Here is a 16,164-nt window from a genome sequence, read left to right as displayed (position 1 = left end):
TTACAGCCTTATGGATAAAAAGCGCCGCGAGGCGCTTTTTTTATTTCTGCGGTAAGCGTTATTTCCAAAAATTCCAATTGAAAATAACAATAAAATCTGCGTTTCACGCAAGATAAAATCAATTAAATCTGACTGTTTTGATTTATTTTTTGGCATTATTGGCATAACAGATGTTTCTTTGAGCGAACGAGCAAAATTAAGCATGTTCTCATCAAAAATTTATTCTCATACCAAAAAACTTTGTGTAATACTTGTAACGCTACATGGAGATTAACTCAATCTAGAGGGTATAAATAATGAATCGTACTAAACTGGTACTGGGCGCGGTAATTCTGGGTTCAACTCTGCTGGCTGGTTGCTCAAGCAACGCTAAAATTGACCAGCTGTCAAGCGACGTTCAGACTCTGAACGCGAAAGTTGATCAGCTGAGCAACGACGTGAACGCAATGCGTTCTGACGTACAGGCTGCTAAAGACGACGCAGCTCGTGCTAACCAGCGTCTGGACAACCAGGCTCATTCTTACCGTAAGTAAGAGTACTGGTGTAATAAAAATGGTGCCCAATGGGCACCATTTTTTTTGGCCGCTACCAGCACACTATACTCTTCAGCTTTTGCCCTGCGCGCGCGCCTCTGTATCCTGCTGCTGTGCGCTCTCCAGCGCATCCTGCGGCGCTGTTTGCACCTCACTCACCGCTTGGCCCAGGTTAACCAGAACCGGCATGCCAGAGCGGCGTTTAAGCGTTGCTTCGATTAACGCCTTATCGCTCTCTTCGCTGTTGATAAAGCGCTTCAGTGTTTTGCTGAGCGGCAGCGGCATAGTTTGTGGATCGTCCTGCTCATTACGCGACAGCGGCTGGTGAACTTCGATATAGCGTTTGCCGTCAGGCTCAATAGCGTACTTCACCGGCTGATTAACAACCTGCACCCGCGTTTTTTCTGACACGCTGTCAAACAGCGCGGCAATGTCATCAGGACGCAGACGAATACAGCCGGAGCTGACGCGCATACCAATGCCGAAATCCGCGTTGGTGCCGTGAATCAAATAATGGCCGCTACCGTAAGCCAAACGCAGCGCAAACAGGCCCATTGGATTATCAGGTCCGGCAGGAAACACCGCCGGTAGCTTTACGCCGTCCTGCGCGTAGCGCTTGCGGATATTCGGCGTTGGCGTCCAGGTGGGGTTAGGGATTTTTTGGCTGATATGGGTCACCATCGAAGGCGTCATAATTCCCTGCTGACCGATGCCAATGGGATAAACGATCACCTTATTCTCTCCTTTGGGATAGTAATAGAGGCGCAGCTCCGCCAGGTTGACCACAATGCCCTCGCGTTTGGTATCAGGCAGCAGCATCTGATGCGGAATAGTGAGTTGGCTCCCGGCGGCAGGCAGCCAGGGATCGGTGCCTGGATTCGCTTCCAGCATATTCAACAGGCCAACCTGATAACGCGCAGCAATCGACTCCAGCGGGCGCTTATCATTCGGGACTTGCGTCGTGGTATTTTCGCCAATCAAACGGCTGTTTTCAGCGGGTAAAGGATATTCAGCAGCGCTAACCAGGCGCGGCACCATCAGCGCGGCGCAAATTAGCCAGCCGACGAAAGGAAAGTGAAGGTTCATGTAGGCTTCTCTCATGGTGAAAAAACGCACCCCGTTACGGTTAACGGGGTGTGAGAGAAGTGTAGCTTAGCAAAGCGCCTGAGCGCGGGTACGGATAGTACGGATCATCGCTTCCAGTCCCTGAGAACGGGACGGCGTGAGGTGCTGCGTTAACGCCAGCTGTTCAAACCAGGGACGCACATCAAATTCCACAATCTGCTGCGGCGTCATGCCCTGATACAGGCTAAATACAATCGCAATCAAGCCTTTAACGATGGCAGCGTCGCTGTCGCCCATCAGTTCGATGGTGTCGTCAGCGGCCTGATGCATCACAATCCATACCTGACTCTGGCAGCCGGAAACGCTGTATTCCGCCTGATGGAAGGAATCAGACAATTCTGGCAGCTTCCCTCCCAGTTCAATCACATACAGATACTTCTCTTCCCAGTTGGCGCAGCGGTTAAAATTGCGCACCAGCTTCTCTTTCTCTGGCAGAATCGCCATTCCTCTCTCCCTTGCCAGCCGGACGGCTTAGCCCCCCAGCAGGCGATGAATACGTGTCAAACCCGCGGCAAGCCGATCGGCCTCTTCCTCGCTATTATACATAGCGAACGAGGCGCGACACATAGCAGGCACGCCGTAGTGCTTCATTAACGGCATCGCGCAATGGTGGCCGGTGCGAATAGCGATCCCGTACTGATCGAGGAAGCTGCCCACATCGTAAGCATGATGGTTGCCGAGATTAAAGGCGATCACGCCAGCACGTTCCTGCAGCCCGTAAATCGTGAGATCGGGCACCGAAGCAAGCTTATCGAGCGCGTAGCGCATCAGCGACTGCTCGCGAGCCTGGATATTATCCAGCCCCAGCGCTTCGACATAGGCCAGCGCAGCGCCAAGGCCGATAATGCCGCCGGTATTGGGCGTGCCCGCTTCCAGGCTCCAGGGCGCTTTGGCGTAGGTGGTGCCTTCCGGCAGCACCACATGCTCAATCATCGAGCCGCCACCTTCCCACGGCGGCATCGCTGACAGCAGCGCCTGGCGACCATACAGAATACCGATCCCGGTCGGGCCATACAGTTTATGCGCGGAGAAGATGTAAAAGTCGCAGTCGATATCCTGCACATCCACCCGCTGATGCATCACCGCCTGCGCGCCGTCGATCAGCGTCACCAGACCTGCCGCTTTCGCCTGCGCCACCAGCGCTTTGACCGGGTTAACCGTACCCAGCACATTCGAAACGTGCGTCACCGCCAGCAACCGCGTTTTGCTGTCGATCAGCGAAGCGAGCTGCGCGCAATCCAGTTCCCCGTCCGCCGTCAGCGGCAACACGCGAATAGTGGCGCCGGTTTGCGCGGCGATCATCTGCCACGGCACGATATTCGCGTGATGCTCCATGGCGGTGATAATGATGTTATCGCCCGCCCGCAGCTGGCTACCGCCCCAGCTGTTGGCAACCAGGTTAATGCCTTCGGTGGTGCCTTTAACGAAAACAATCTCTTCCGGCGAGGCGGCATTAAGAAAACGCGCCGCCTGGGCGCGCACGTTTTCCATATCCGTGGTGGCGGCGGCGCTAAGGGTATGAATCCCCCGATGCACCGCGGCGTAGCCGTGCTGGTAAAAATGACTTTCGGCGTTAATCACCGCCAGCGGTTTTTGCGCGCTGGCCGCGCTGTCGAGATAGGCCAACGGCTGTCCGTTGACCTCGCGTGCCAGAATCGGAAAATCGGCCCTGACGCGTGCGAGATCAAAACTCATTGAATGCCTCCGGGAAAACGTTGTGCGATACGCTCCAGCACAAAGGCCTTCAGCGTGTCATCAGCAATCGCTTCTGTTAGCTCTGCGGCAAAGGCGTAGACGATCATGCGCTGGGCCGCTTCTTCGCTGATACCACGCGCGCGCAGATAGAACATCTGCTCTTCGTCGATGCGGCCAACCGTTGCGCCGTGGCTACATTTCACGTCATCCGCATAGATTTCCAGCTGTGGTTTGGTATCCACTTCCGCCAGACGCCCTAACAGCAGATTGTTGTTGGTCATTTGACCGTCGGTTTTCAGCGCGTGCTGCGCCACCTTGATCATGCCGTTAAACACCGCACGCGCGCGATCGCGTACGATAGTTTTGTGCAGCTGACGGCTCTGACAATAGCCTTTGTTATGCTCAAGGTAAGTACGGGTATCGCATACCTCTTTATCGGTCGGCAGCACCAGGCTGTTGATCGCCAGCTCGCTGTTCTCGCCGTTGAGCTGCGCACTGGTATTGTGACGGCTCAGGCCCGCGCCCAGCAGGAAACTGTGGCTGCTGACGCGTGCATCGCGTCCGGTAACGATGTCGTTATGCGCAAAGTGATAGCTACCGGCATTCTCAAACGAAAGCTTGGTATGGGTCAGCTGCGCATTGTCGCCAACGGTCATCGTCAGGCGCGCGCCGGTAAAGTGCGGCTGCGCATTCAGGCTCACGTAATGCTCAATGACCTGTGCCTCGGCGCCATCCTCAATTTGCAGATGGTGACGATAGTGTGCGGTATTCAGCTGCTCCGCCTGCCCGCTGCTGATATGCAGCAGATAGAGCGGACGCTCAGCGGCTTTACCGCGCGGCAAACGCAGCGTGGTCGCCTGCTCGGCGAGGCTTTCGGTCAGGTGCAAAAACACCTCCGGCTGCACCGGCGCGGCAAAGTTGCGTCTTTCCGCCGCGCTGGAGACCTGCACATCGAAGCGATCGAACTGGGTGTCGCTCAGTTCCGCGTTAAAATGGCCGTCAACAAACACCAGACGCACCGCATCAAGCGGCAGCGCCAGGCGCGCCACGTCGTCAGCCGTCAGCGCGGGCGCATCGGGCAGAACAAAGTGCTGACTAAGCAGATCGTCCAGCGGGGTATATTTCCAGTTTTCATGCTTACGGGTCGGCAAACCGATCCGCATCAGCTGCTGCCAGTGCTGCTGCGCCTGCATTGAGCGCACGTCGCCGCGTGACTCAAACAGATGATGCCACTGCTGCAGCGCGTTTTCACTCCTGGTCGGTAAGCCAGCCATAGCCTTGCTCCTCCAGCTGTTTCACCAGCGTAAAGTCGCCAGATTTCACGATCTTGCCCTGATAGAGCACATGCACATAGTCCGGCTTGATGTAATCCAGGATGCGCTGGTAGTGCGTCACAATGATAAAGGCGCGTTTGCCGTCACGCAGCGAGTTAACGCCGTTAGCGACAATTTTTAAGGCATCGATATCCAGACCGGAGTCGGTTTCATCCAGAATGCAGAGATCCGGCTCCAGCGCCGCCATCTGCAGAATATCGTTACGTTTCTTTTCGCCGCCGGAGAAGCCGACGTTCACTGAACGGGTCAGCAAATCTTCCGGCATTTTCAGCAGGTCGATTTTCTCTTCGATAAAGTCCTGGAAATCGAAGCGGTCCAGCTCATCCTGTTGACGATATTTACGCACCGCATTCACGGCGGTTTGCAGGAAGAACTGGTTGCTGACGCCAGGGATTTCTACCGGGTACTGGAAAGCCATAAAGATGCCTTCGCCAGCGCGATCTTCCGGCGACAGCTCCAGCAGATCTTTATCTTTAAACGCTACCGAACCGCCAACCACTTCATACTCTTCACGGCCCGCCAGCGTGGCGGAAAGCGTACTTTTACCGGAACCGTTAGGGCCCATGATGGCATGAACTTCGCCCGGTTTTACCTCGAGATCCAGTCCGCGCAGGATGGCCTTATCTTCAATACTTACCTGTAAATCTTTAATGCTTAACATGTTTTATCCTTCGCTTGCCCACAGGCAACGATGCATCGCGCTGGCATTAGCCAACGCTGTGTTCCAGACTAATGGCCAACAGCTTTTGCGCCTCAACGGCAAACTCCAGCGGCAGTTCCGAGAAAACGTCTTTACAGAAGCCGTTAACGATCATGGAAATCGCATCTTCCTCGCTGATCCCGCGCTGCAGGCAGTAGAAGAGCTGGTCTTCACCGATACGTGACGTGGTCGCTTCATGCTCCAGCTGCGCGGTATTGTTACGCGTCTCCACATACGGGAAAGTATGCGCGCCGCAGTCCGGGCCAATCAGCATGGAGTCACACTGCGTAAAGTTACGCGCGTTGGTCGCGGTCGGCATAATTTTCACCAGGCCGCGATAGGTGTTCTGGCTTTTACCGGCGGAAATCCCTTTCGAGATAATGGTCGATTTGGTGTTTTTACCAATATGGATCATTTTGGTGCCGGTATCGGCCTGCTGACGTCCGCTGGTCAGCGCCACGGAGTAAAACTCACCGATGGAGTTATCGCCGCGCAGAATAACGCTGGGGTATTTCCAGGTGATGGCGGAGCCGGTTTCCGACTGCGTCCAGGACATCTTGCTGCCGTCGCCTTCGCACAGCGCGCGCTTGGTCACGAAGTTCAGAATACCGCCCTGGCCTTCGCCGCCCGGGAACCAGTTCTGCACCGTGGAATATTTCACTTCGGCGTTTTTATGGATAATCACTTCCACCACCGCCGCGTGCAGCTGATAGGTATCACGTACCGGCGCGGAGCAGCCTTCGATATAGCTGACGTAGCTATCTTCATCCGCCACCAGAATGGTGCGCTCAAACTGACCGGTTTTCGCCGCGTTGATACGGAAATAGGTAGAGAGCTCCATCGGGCAGCGCACCCCTTTCGGGATATACACGAAGGTGCCGTCAGAGGCGACCGCCGAGTTCAGCGCGGCAAAGAAGTTATCGTTGTGCGGCACCACGGTACCGAGATATTTCTTCACCAGTTCCGGATGATCGTGAATAGCTTCCCCAAAAGAGCAGAAAATAATGCCCTGCTCCGCCAGTTTATGGCGATAGGTAGTGGCCACCGATACTGAGTCAAAAATGGCGTCTACCGCCACCTCTTTGCCTTCGCGTACCGGTACGCCAAGCTGTTCAAAGGCGGTTTCCACTTCCTGCGTCAGGTAGCTGCTGCTGGCCTGCGCGCCGGAGGATTGCAGTGCGCCCGGCTCAGAGGCGCAGCTGTCGTCGCAGTTGCCGCAGGACGGCGCTGAGTAATAGCTGTAATCCTGATAATCCAGCTTGTCGTAATGGGCCTTCAGCCAATGCGGCTCTTCCATCTGCAGCCAGGCTTCATAGGCTTTCAGACGAAATTCCAGCATCCATTCCGGTTCATTACGCTTGGCGGAAATCGCACGCACGACCTCTTCGCTGATGCCGTGCGCCAGCTCATCGGTTTGCAGTTGGGTAAAGAAGCCTTCTTTATAGTTTTTGCGGCCGCCTTCCCAGATTTGTACGTCATCTGATGCTTCACTGTTTCGGGACATAGCACTGTTACTCAACGCCAAAGCTCTCACCACAACCGCAGGCGTGTTGAGCTTTAGGATTATTAAATTTAAATACCTGATTCAGACCTTCGCGAACGAAATCTACCTGCGTACCATCAATAAAGGGCATCGCCTGAAGCGGCACGTACAGCGTTGCGCCCTGATGAGTAAACAGCAGATCGTCCGCTGCTGGCTCTTTCACCAGGTCCATGGTATAGCCGAACCCCGCGCAGCCAGACTGCTTGATGCCCAGCCGGAGTCCTGAAACATGCGGATCGTTAGCGGCAAGCGCCTTGATTTGCTGCGCTGCGCTGTCAGTAATGGTCAAACCCTTCCAGCTAAAATCATCTGGAGAGAAAGAGGCCGGATTTGCAGATTGCATTGTTTATTACCTCGCGATGCGATGCCTTACAGGCTTATCCCACTATGTTAGTGATAATGATAATTGCTTCAACCTCTTGTTTTGCAGGGATAAGCGCAAAATGCCTTTTTCAAGTCCGTTAATTAAGGATAGTCCCTGCCAGACCAGGTTGCGTTGGCCATTAAGGGGCGCTTTTTCACCGGGAATAATATTTTAAAATCATCCATTTAAAAAGCGCTACCTGCGTTAACCTTTCACATCCTCTATTTTACGCTTATATAAGATGGTTGGGATTGCTATCGCCAATTTTATCAACAGGCCGCATTAATCGATAAATTATTCCGCTACGCCATTGCAACCTGGAGCAATTTTATTATGATAATGATTATCATTAACACATCTCTGGTGACGCATGAACGTCTCTGTCAATGCCTGGCTGCAATATAAAATTGATGAATATAAGTTTGCCGTGCGCGACATTACGGTAGATTTTTATCTGGCGCAGGCCAAACTGAACCGCCCCGATTGCTCACTCGATCAGCTACGCAATTTCAATGACACCTGCTTAGATATGGCCGAACTTTGTCAGCTCAATGGCGATGAGCAAAGTTATCTGCATGCGCTGGGAAAACTCCATCATCGTCTGTTACAGGAAATCAATAACACGCAGCGGGAGCGGCTGTTTCGTATGCAGGCCTGCCAGCTGGCGCGCCATACGCTGACTAAACTTTGTCAGCAGCTGGCGCTAAGCGGCGACTGGGAAAAAGCCACCGTGCTGCAAAGCGATTTCGTTAAGCATGCTGGTTGGATCTGGTAAGGGCTTACTCGCTGGGCGCGCCGGGCCTGACCGAGGTGGTCAGGCGCGAGCTGCAGCAAAGACGGTTTTCATCATCATAAATATCTATCTGCCAGACCTGGTGCGTGCGGCCAAGATGCAGCGGCCGACAACGGCCTCGCACCTCGCCTGCGCGTACCGCACGCAGATGGTTGGCGTTAATTTCCAGCCCCACCAGCATCTCATCATCCTGCGTACAGAGGTAGCCCGCCATCGAGCCTAAGGTTTCCGCCAGCGCGGCAGATGCGCCGCCATGCAGCAGCCCAAAAGGCTGATGTGTACGCGCATCGACCGGCATCGTCGCTTCCAGCCCGTCATCATACATCGCCGTAAAGCGAATGCCCAAATGCCCGACCAAACAGCCGTCGGCCTGGGCATTGATCTGCGCCAGGGTAGCCTGTCGTTTCCAGATCGTCATCAGATAAGCTCCAGTAACGCCTGTAGTGGATGACGCATGCCATTGCCTTCGATACGCTTCACCTGGCTGCGGCAGGAGTAACCGGTTGCCAAACAGCGCTGGCGCGGCAGTTTTTGCAGCTGCGGATGCCAGGAAAGCTCATAGATGCCCAGCGAATTATCGAGATTTTTCGCCTCATGGCCATAGGTGCCCGCCATGCCGCAACAGCCGACGTTGATATTCTCCAGCCGGGCGCCAAAACGGGCGAAAATCGCGGCCCATTGATGCGGCGTGGCTGGCAGCGTGGTGACTTCGGTGCAGTGGGCGAACAAGTACCAGGCCTCGCCTGCCAGCGGCTGGATGGTGCGCGCGGAGAGCGCCTGATGCAGCCACTCATGCACCAGCTGCACATGGAAGTCGCCGCGTTTATCACCCAGCGTCTGCTGATATTCATCGCGATAACAGAGCACCAGCGCCGGATCGACGCCCACCATCGGCATGCCCAACTGCGCCAGCCGGTTAAGGAAATCAGCGGTTTTCTGCGCGGTGCGGGCAAAGCGCTTCAGGAAGCCTTTAATATGCTGCGCTTTACCGTTCGGCGAAAACGGCAACAGCACCGGCTGATAGCCCAGCTTTTCGATCAGGCGCACAAAATCCGCTACCACCTGCGCTTCGTAATAGCTGGTAAAAGGATCCTGCACCACCAGCACCGTTTTTTCCCGCGCGTTGGCGTCCAGCCGCTCCAGCTGCTCCAGCGTCATGGCGGACGCGGTATGGCCTGCCAGCTGCTGTTTCAGCGTAGGGGATGAGAGCAACGGTAAATCAACCATGCCGATATGGCGCTGGCTGAGGTTGCGCATCCAGGGCTGGCGCAAAAAAAAGTTAAACGCGCGCGGCGCACGCGCCATCACCGGCGCATAGCTTTCTACCGCCGCCACCAGATGGTCGCTGAGCGGGCGCAGATAACGCGTGTGGTAGAGCTGCAAAAAGCGCGAGCGGAATGCCGGAACATCGATTTTAATCGGACATTGCGTTGAGCAGGCTTTACAGGCGAGACAGCCCGACATCGCCTCTTTCACCTCATGCGAAAAGTCATATTCGCCTTTTCGCGCATACCAGCTGTTGCGGGTACGGGCGATGAAGCCGCGCAGGCTAATCGTGGACTCCGGGATCTGCTGCTCCAGCGTCAGCGGATCGACCCCTTTTTCCGTCAGCAGACGTAGCCATTCACGCGTCAACGTCGCGCGCCCTTTCGGGGAATGGATGCGATCGCGGGTGATTTTCATCGAGGGGCACATCGGGCTGCGCACGTCGAAATTAAAGCACAGGCCGTTACCGTTACACTCCATCGCACCGCGCCACTCATTACGTACCCCCAGCGGAATTTGCCGGTCGTAATAGCCGCGCTTCACGCCATCGACCTGCATCATCGGCTCATCGACGCCAAACGGCGTACAGATTTTGCCAGGGTTAAGACGGTTAGCGGGATCGAAAGCCGCCTTGATGCGGCGCAGCTCTTCATACAGCGTTGCGCCAAAAAAGGCGGGGCTGTACTGCGCGCGAAAACCCTTGCCATGCTCGCCCCACAGCAGGCCGCCGTAGCGCGCCGTTAGCGCCACCACCTCATCGGAGATCTGCTTCATTAGCATCTCCTGCTGCGGATCGCACATATCCAGCGCCGGACGCACATGCAGCACGCCCGCGTCCACATGACCAAACATGCCGTAATCCAGGCCGTGGTTATCCAGCAGCGCACGGAACTCGGTGATATAGTCCGCCAGATGCTCCGGCGGCACCGCCGTATCCTCTACAAACGGGATCGGCTTGGCGCGCCCTTTGGCATTACCCAGCAGGCCAACCGCTTTTTTACGCATATTGTAGATGCGCTCGATGGCGTCGATATCGTTACAGAGCTGATAGCCGATAACGCCGCTCTGCGGCTGCGCAATCAACGTATCAAGACGCTGGCAGAGCGTACTAATCTGCTGGTCAATCAGCTGAGCATCATCTCCGGCGAACTCCACGATATTAATGCCCAGCATCGCTTTGTCCGGCACATCGGTAATTAACTCACGCACCGAATGCCAGACAATATCTTCACGCGCCAGGTTCAGCACTTTTGAGTCAACGGTTTCAACCGACAACGCGTTGGCTTCCACCATTAACGGCGCATTACGCAGCGCCGAATCAAAGGAATCATATTTGATATTCACCAGCCGACGCACCGCCGGTAGCGGCGTAATATTCAGCCGGGCCTCGCTGATAAAAGCCAGCGTGCCCTCTGCGCCGCACAGGATGCGCGTTAAATCGAACGTTTGCAGATCATCGCTGAGTACGTGACGCAAATCGTAGCCGGTAAGGAAGCGGTTCAGCGGCGGGAATTTTTCCGTTATCAGCGCGCGCTGTTCGCGGCAGCGTGACAGCACCGTATGATAGATGCGTCCTTCCGGCGTCTGCTCGGCGGCCAGCTGCTCCGCCAGCGCTATCGGCATGGCGCGCGTGTCGATAATCTCGCCACCCAACACCACCGCCCGCAGCCCCAGCACGTGATCGGAGGTTTTGCCATACACCAGCGACCCCTGACCGGAAGCGTCGGTATTGATCATGCCGCCCAGCGTGGCGCGGTTGCTGGTGGAAAGCTCCGGCGAGAAGAAGTAACCGTAAGGCTTCAGGAAGGCGTTAAGCTGATCTTTTACCACGCCCGCTTCAACCCGTACCCAGCCCTGTTCCGGGTTAATTTCCAGGATACGGTTCATGTAGCGCGACATATCGACCACGATGCCCTGATTAAGCGACTGCCCGTTGGTGCCGGTGCCGCCGCCGCGCGGAGTAAAGACCAGGCGGGTAAACTGCGGCATCGCCGCCACGCTGGCCAGCAGTGCGACATCGGCCGTGGAGCGGGGAAATAGCACCGCATCCGGCAACAGCTGATAGATGCTGTTATCGGTCGACATGGTGAGACGATCGGCGTAGCTGGTGGCCGTATCGCCGGTAAATCCGCGTTGTTTAAGCGTGTCCAAAAATGACAGCACCAGTTGCACAAGGCCTGGCGCCTGAGAAATCTGTGGGATCATTATCGGGTGACCAAATGTTGTGTATCGTTTGCGCGTACTGTTTTATCAGCAGATTCCCGTTGTATCACATTTTTTTATGGTCCGCTGTTTTTTCAGAAAACGTAAAAACTTCCACTGCTTAACCCTGTCGCAACGCTAAGAAATCACGCATTATTATGTGATGAGCGGCAACGGGCTGCTTATAATCGCAAGGCGCAAATTAAGGATCTTTTTTTCGTATGAGAAAACTGCAACAGGATATGGATTTAACCCAAATTCTATTCTCTCTGATGTTCATCCTGCTGATGATTGTCGCCAGCTTCTGGGTGGTGCAGCCATTTATTTTGGGATTTGCCTGGGCAGCGATGGTGGTGATTGCTACCTGGCCGCTGATGATTAAGCTACAGGCTTTGCTTTGGGGACGGCGCACGCTGGCGATTATCGCTATGACGCTTATTCTGCTGCTGCTGTTTATTATTCCTGTCGCATTACTGGTTAATAGCCTAATTGATAACACCGGGCCGGTTATCGCCTGGGCGACGTCAGGGGATCTTCATCCGCCGCAGCTGAGCTGGCTGAATGATGTGCCAATGGTCGGCAACAAGCTGTATAACAGCTATCACCTGCTGCTGGACGGCGGCGGCAGCGCCATCATGGCGAAAGTGCAGCCTTATGTCGGGCGCACAACCGGCTTTTTTGTCGCCCAGGCGGGCCATTTCGGCCGTTTTCTGCTGCACCTTGGTCTGATGCTGTTGTTCAGCGTGCTGCTTTACTGGCGCGGCGAGCAGGTTGGCGAAGGCATGCGCCACTTTGCCTTCCGCCTGGCGGGACGCCGCGGCGATGCGTCGGTGCTGCTGGCCGGACAGGCGATCCGCGCGGTGGCGCTGGGCGTGGTGGTTACCGCGCTGGTGCAGGGCGTGCTGGGCGGTATTGGCCTGGCGATAGCCGGTATCCCTTACGCCACGCTGCTGACGGTGCTGATGATTCTGTTCTGTCTGGTGCAGGCGGGTCCGCTTCCGGTGCTGATTCCGGCGGTTATCTGGCTTTACTGGAGCGGCGATACCACCTGGGGCACAGTGCTGCTGGTCTGGAGCTGCGTTGTCGGCACGCTGGATAACGTGCTGCGTCCGGTGCTGATCCGCATGGGCGCGGATTTACCGATGATTTTGATCCTCTCCGGCGTTATCGGTGGTTTGGTCGCTTTCGGTATGATTGGCCTGTTTATTGGGCCAGTAGTGCTGGCAGTCTCTTATCGTCTGGTCTCAGTTTGGATGCATGAAGCGCCGATGCCGCAGGACGACCCTGAAGATGTGGTGGAAGAACTGGCGGAACATGAAGAAGACGTAAAGAAAAATAAAAGCTCACAATAATCCATCTGCCAGGCAGCAAAGGCTGTCTGGCCCCTTCCCCGCTTTTACTCCTACAAAAAAACATTAACCCTGCTTAATATTTATACGCAGTTACGTCTTTTGAGGTAGTGCCACTGTGAAACTGATTACCTCTGGCACAGTTTTAAGGCCTGAAAAGGCTAAGAAGCCGCACAAAATATAACGAACGGTTAACTAATAAGAGGATTCTTAATGACTGTCAGGCCGTAGCTGAATACTATGAGTCCCATGTTTAGGATCAACCCCCTGATTTTTAAACAACCTTTTTCCCCTGAGTAAAGTGAAGAATTGCTGTGTGTAGTCTTTGCCCATCCCATGTGATGGGCTTTTTTTTATGCTTTTTTCATAAGAAAAGGCCGGAAATTCCGGCCTTTATCGTTAAGTAACATTATTAAGGGATCTTTTACTTTAACTCAGCCAGGCTGAGCCAGGTCTGCACAACCGTATCAGGATTTAACGACAGGCTGTCGATACCCTCCTCCATCAGCCAGGCGGCGAAGTCCTCGTGGTCGGAAGGTCCCTGACCACAAATGCCCACATATTTTCCCTGCTTCTTCGCGGCGCGGATAGCCATCGACAGCAGCGCCTTAACCGCCTCGTTACGCTCATCGAACAGCTCAGAGACCACGCCGGAATCGCGATCTAGCCCTAACGTCAGCTGCGTCATATCGTTTGAGCCGATAGAGAAGCCGTCGAAGTGTTCCAGGAACTGCTCCGCCAACAGTGCGTTGGAGGGGATTTCACACATCATAATGATCTTCAGACCGTTTTCGCCGCGTTTCAGTCCCTGACGCGCCAGCTCGTCGATCACCGCTTCCGCCTGCGCCACGGTACGCACGAAAGGCACCATGATTTCGACGTTGGTTAATCCCATCTCATTGCGTACGCGCTTCACGGCCTCACACTCCAGCGCAAAGCAGTCGCGGAAGCGATCCGCCACGTAACGTCCGGCGCCACGGAAGCCCAGCATCGGGTTTTCCTCTTCCGGCTCATAGCGTTCACCGCCGACCAGGTTGGCATACTCGTTAGACTTAAAGTCAGACAGGCGCACAATCACCCGCTTCGGCGCAAAGGCGGCACCGAGCGTGGCGATGCCTTCGGTCAGGCGGCCAATGTAAAACTCTAACGGATCGTCAAAGCCCTTCATTAACTCACGGATTTTCTGCTGCAGCTCCGGCGTCTGCTGATCAAACTCCAGCAGCGCTTTGGGATGCACGCCAATCATGCGGTTAATGATAAATTCCAGACGCGCCAGGCCGACACCTTCGTTTGGCAGGCAGGCGAAATCAAATGCCCGATCGGGGTTGCCGACGTTCATCATGATTTTCAACGGTAGCTCAGGCATTTTATCAACCTGCGAGCTTTTTACGTCAAAGTCGAGCAGATCATTGTAGACATAGCCGGTATCCCCTTCAGCGCAGGAGACCGTGACCTTATGACCATCCTTCAGCCGATCGGTGGCGTCGCCGCAGCCTACCACCGCCGGGATGCCTAACTCACGCGCGATAATCGCCGCGTGACAGGTGCGCCCGCCACGGTTAGTCACAATCGCCGCCGCTTTTTTCATGATCGGTTCCCAGTCCGGGTCGGTCATATCGGTGACCAGCACATCGCCCTTTTGGATACGGTTCATTTCGCTGATATCGTGAATAACTTTCACTTCACCCGCGCCGATGCGATGGCCGATGGCGCGGCCTTCCACCACCACCTGCCCTTTACCCTGAAGGGTGTACCGCTCCATAACCTGCCCGTTTGAGCGCACGGTTTCGGGGCGCGCCTGCACGATATACAGCTTGCCGGTATGGCCATCTTTCGCCCACTCAATATCCATCGGACGCTTATAGTGCTTCTCGATTTGCAGTGCCTGCTGTGCCAGCGCCTGCACTTCATCATCATTAAGGCAGAAACGGTCGCGATCCTGCTGCGCGACATCCTCGATTTTTACCTGCTCGCCATGGGCCTGCGAATCGGCATAGACCATACGGATTTTTTTCGAACCCATATTGCGGCGCACAATGGCGGGACGGTTTGCCTGCAACGTAGGTTTATGCACGTAAAACTCATCAGGGTTCACCGCGCCCTGCACCACCATTTCACCCAGGCCCCATGCGGCAGTGATAAACACCACCTGGTCAAAACCTGACTCGGTATCGATGGTAAACATCACGCCGGAGGCCGCCTCATCGGAACGCACCATGCGCTGCACGCCTGCGGAGAGCGCCACGCCGCGATGATCGTAGCCCTGATGCACGCGATAAGAGATAGCGCGATCGTTAAACAGCGAAGCGTAAACATGCTTCACCGCAACCATTACGGCATCAATGCCCTGCACGTTAAGGAAGGTTTCCTGCTGACCGGCGAACGACGCATCCGGCATATCTTCAGCGGTTGCGGAAGAGCGCACGGCAAAAGAGGCGGCGGCATCATCTGCGGACAGCTGCTGATAGGCTTCGCTTATCGCCGCTTCCAGCGCGGGCTGGAACGGGGTTTCAACAATCCACTGGCGGATCTGTTTACCCGCTTTAGCCAGTTCATCCACATCATCAATGTCGGTTTCATCCAGCAAGGCATAAATCCGCTGGTTAACGCCGCTCTGATCGAGGAATTGATTGAATGCTTCCGAAGTGGTGGCAAAACCGTCGGGAACGGAGACGCCAAGCGACGACAGGTTAGTAATCATTTCACCCAGAGAGGCGTTTTTTCCTCCCACGCGATCAACATCGTTCATGCCTAACTGGCTATACCAGAGCACTAGCGGCATTTCTTGACTGGACATTGGGGCAATCCTTTTATGATAAATTTGAGGGGCACACAGAAAATGGCGTTGCTCTCCTGAATAATTCGGTTTGCACGCTGGCGGCGACGCCGCCCATTTCTGCCGTTCACGCCGGTATGTGTTCGACGTAACGGCGGAAAAGCCACGCACCTGCAATCCGAAATATAGGGGGTATAACGCTTATCCAGCCTGGCACAGAGGAATGTAAAAACGAAAGAGGTGAATCGTTAAAGCAGCGCAAAAAAAGATATTTTAAGAAAACTCCGCCTCTAATTTTTTCGTTGCGCAACAAAATGAATTTTAATAAAATACTTTAAATTCAAATAATTAAATTAATGTAATCGCTTTACCTGTTTTATTTCGTTGCGCAACGTTGCGCCCGCTTTTTTATCCATTTATTTTTCTTATCCTGCCTGAATGATAAATAAAAACAGGAACGCCATTTCATTTACTCTGCGATTAA

At 54.7% G+C, this 16,164-nt stretch carries 14 protein-coding genes and 1 other RNA gene; 4 read left to right on the top strand and 11 right to left on the bottom strand.

Annotation, left to right across the window (positions count from 1 at the left end):
• On the bottom strand, positions 1 to 204 hold the full coding sequence (locus J2X14_RS03515) for a hypothetical protein (RefSeq protein WP_352409811.1): 204 nt from the start codon (positions 202 to 204) through the stop codon (positions 1 to 3).
• A gap of 92 nt (positions 205 to 296) precedes the next feature.
• Here J2X14_RS03515 and J2X14_RS03510 point away from each other — a divergent pair, with 92 nt between their 5' ends.
• Positions 297 to 533 carry a major outer membrane lipoprotein gene (locus tag J2X14_RS03510; RefSeq protein WP_002908860.1) on the top strand — a complete coding sequence of 79 codons (237 nt, stop codon included), beginning with the start codon at positions 297 to 299 and terminating at the stop codon, positions 531 to 533.
• 72 nt (positions 534 to 605) lie between these two features.
• Here J2X14_RS03510 and J2X14_RS03505 read toward each other — a convergent pair whose 3' ends face one another.
• The 7 genes from J2X14_RS03505 to sufA form a co-directional block, all read right to left on the bottom strand.
• The gene (locus tag J2X14_RS03505) at positions 606 to 1,571 is read right to left on the bottom strand and encodes a L,D-transpeptidase family protein (protein WP_352410133.1); all 966 of its coding nucleotides are present in this window, start codon (positions 1,569 to 1,571) and stop codon (positions 606 to 608) included.
• Between the two features lie 114 nt (positions 1,572 to 1,685).
• Positions 1,686 to 2,102: a cysteine desulfuration protein SufE gene (sufE, locus tag J2X14_RS03500; protein ID WP_352409810.1), complete on the bottom strand. Its 417-nt coding sequence runs from the start codon at positions 2,100 to 2,102 to the stop codon at positions 1,686 to 1,688.
• Between the two features lie 27 nt (positions 2,103 to 2,129).
• Entirely contained in the window at positions 2,130 to 3,353 is a 1,224-nt protein-coding gene (sufS, locus tag J2X14_RS03495; protein ID WP_352409809.1) for a cysteine desulfurase SufS, read from the bottom strand.
• The gene (gene sufD, locus J2X14_RS03490; protein ID WP_352409808.1) at positions 3,350 to 4,627 is read right to left on the bottom strand and encodes a Fe-S cluster assembly protein SufD; all 1,278 of its coding nucleotides are present in this window, start codon (positions 4,625 to 4,627) and stop codon (positions 3,350 to 3,352) included. Before sufD ends, sufS begins: the two co-directional genes overlap by 4 nt.
• The gene (gene sufC, locus J2X14_RS03485) at positions 4,602 to 5,348 is read right to left on the bottom strand and encodes a Fe-S cluster assembly ATPase SufC (protein ID WP_352409807.1); all 747 of its coding nucleotides are present in this window, start codon (positions 5,346 to 5,348) and stop codon (positions 4,602 to 4,604) included. The genes sufD and sufC overlap by 26 nt, the downstream gene beginning before the upstream one ends.
• A gap of 46 nt (positions 5,349 to 5,394) precedes the next feature.
• Positions 5,395 to 6,891 carry a Fe-S cluster assembly protein SufB gene (gene sufB / locus J2X14_RS03480; protein ID WP_352409806.1) on the bottom strand — a complete coding sequence of 499 codons (1,497 nt, stop codon included), beginning with the start codon at positions 6,889 to 6,891 and terminating at the stop codon, positions 5,395 to 5,397.
• Between the two features lie 7 nt (positions 6,892 to 6,898).
• Entirely contained in the window at positions 6,899 to 7,273 is a 375-nt protein-coding gene (gene sufA, locus J2X14_RS03475) for a Fe-S cluster assembly scaffold SufA (protein ID WP_352409805.1), read from the bottom strand.
• Positions 7,274 to 7,664: 391 nt separating this feature from the next.
• On the opposite strand from sufA, the gene J2X14_RS03470 reads away from it, so the two are divergent.
• Positions 7,665 to 8,069 carry a hypothetical protein gene (locus J2X14_RS03470; RefSeq protein WP_352409804.1) on the top strand — a complete coding sequence of 135 codons (405 nt, stop codon included), beginning with the start codon at positions 7,665 to 7,667 and terminating at the stop codon, positions 8,067 to 8,069.
• Between the two features lie 4 nt (positions 8,070 to 8,073).
• On the opposite strand, the gene J2X14_RS03465 is transcribed toward J2X14_RS03470, so the two are convergent.
• Both J2X14_RS03465 and ydiJ read right to left on the bottom strand, forming a co-directional pair.
• Positions 8,074 to 8,505, bottom strand: coding sequence for a hotdog fold thioesterase (locus J2X14_RS03465; RefSeq protein WP_352409803.1), 432 nt, complete (start codon positions 8,503 to 8,505; stop codon positions 8,074 to 8,076).
• The gene (gene ydiJ / locus J2X14_RS03460) at positions 8,505 to 11,558 is read right to left on the bottom strand and encodes a D-2-hydroxyglutarate dehydrogenase YdiJ (protein WP_352409802.1); all 3,054 of its coding nucleotides are present in this window, start codon (positions 11,556 to 11,558) and stop codon (positions 8,505 to 8,507) included. Before ydiJ ends, J2X14_RS03465 begins: the two co-directional genes overlap by 1 nt.
• A gap of 218 nt (positions 11,559 to 11,776) precedes the next feature.
• Here ydiJ and ydiK point away from each other — a divergent pair, with 218 nt between their 5' ends.
• The gene (gene ydiK, locus J2X14_RS03455; RefSeq protein WP_352409801.1) at positions 11,777 to 12,907 is read left to right on the top strand and encodes an AI-2E family transporter YdiK; all 1,131 of its coding nucleotides are present in this window, start codon (positions 11,777 to 11,779) and stop codon (positions 12,905 to 12,907) included.
• Between the two features lie 244 nt (positions 12,908 to 13,151).
• Positions 13,152 to 13,261, top strand: an RNA gene (rprA, locus tag J2X14_RS03450) — antisense sRNA RprA.
• A gap of 67 nt (positions 13,262 to 13,328) precedes the next feature.
• Here rprA and ppsA read toward each other — a convergent pair.
• Positions 13,329 to 15,701, bottom strand: coding sequence for a phosphoenolpyruvate synthase (ppsA, locus tag J2X14_RS03445; RefSeq protein ID WP_352409800.1), 2,373 nt, complete (start codon positions 15,699 to 15,701; stop codon positions 13,329 to 13,331).
• Positions 15,702 to 16,164: the final 463 nt, after the last annotated feature.

Source organism: Mixta sp. BE291, from assembly GCF_031457955.1.
Lineage (GTDB): Bacteria > Pseudomonadota > Gammaproteobacteria > Enterobacterales > Enterobacteriaceae > Mixta.
Note: the sequence above shows the minus strand (reverse complement) of the source record. Positions and strands in the feature narration are given on the sequence as shown.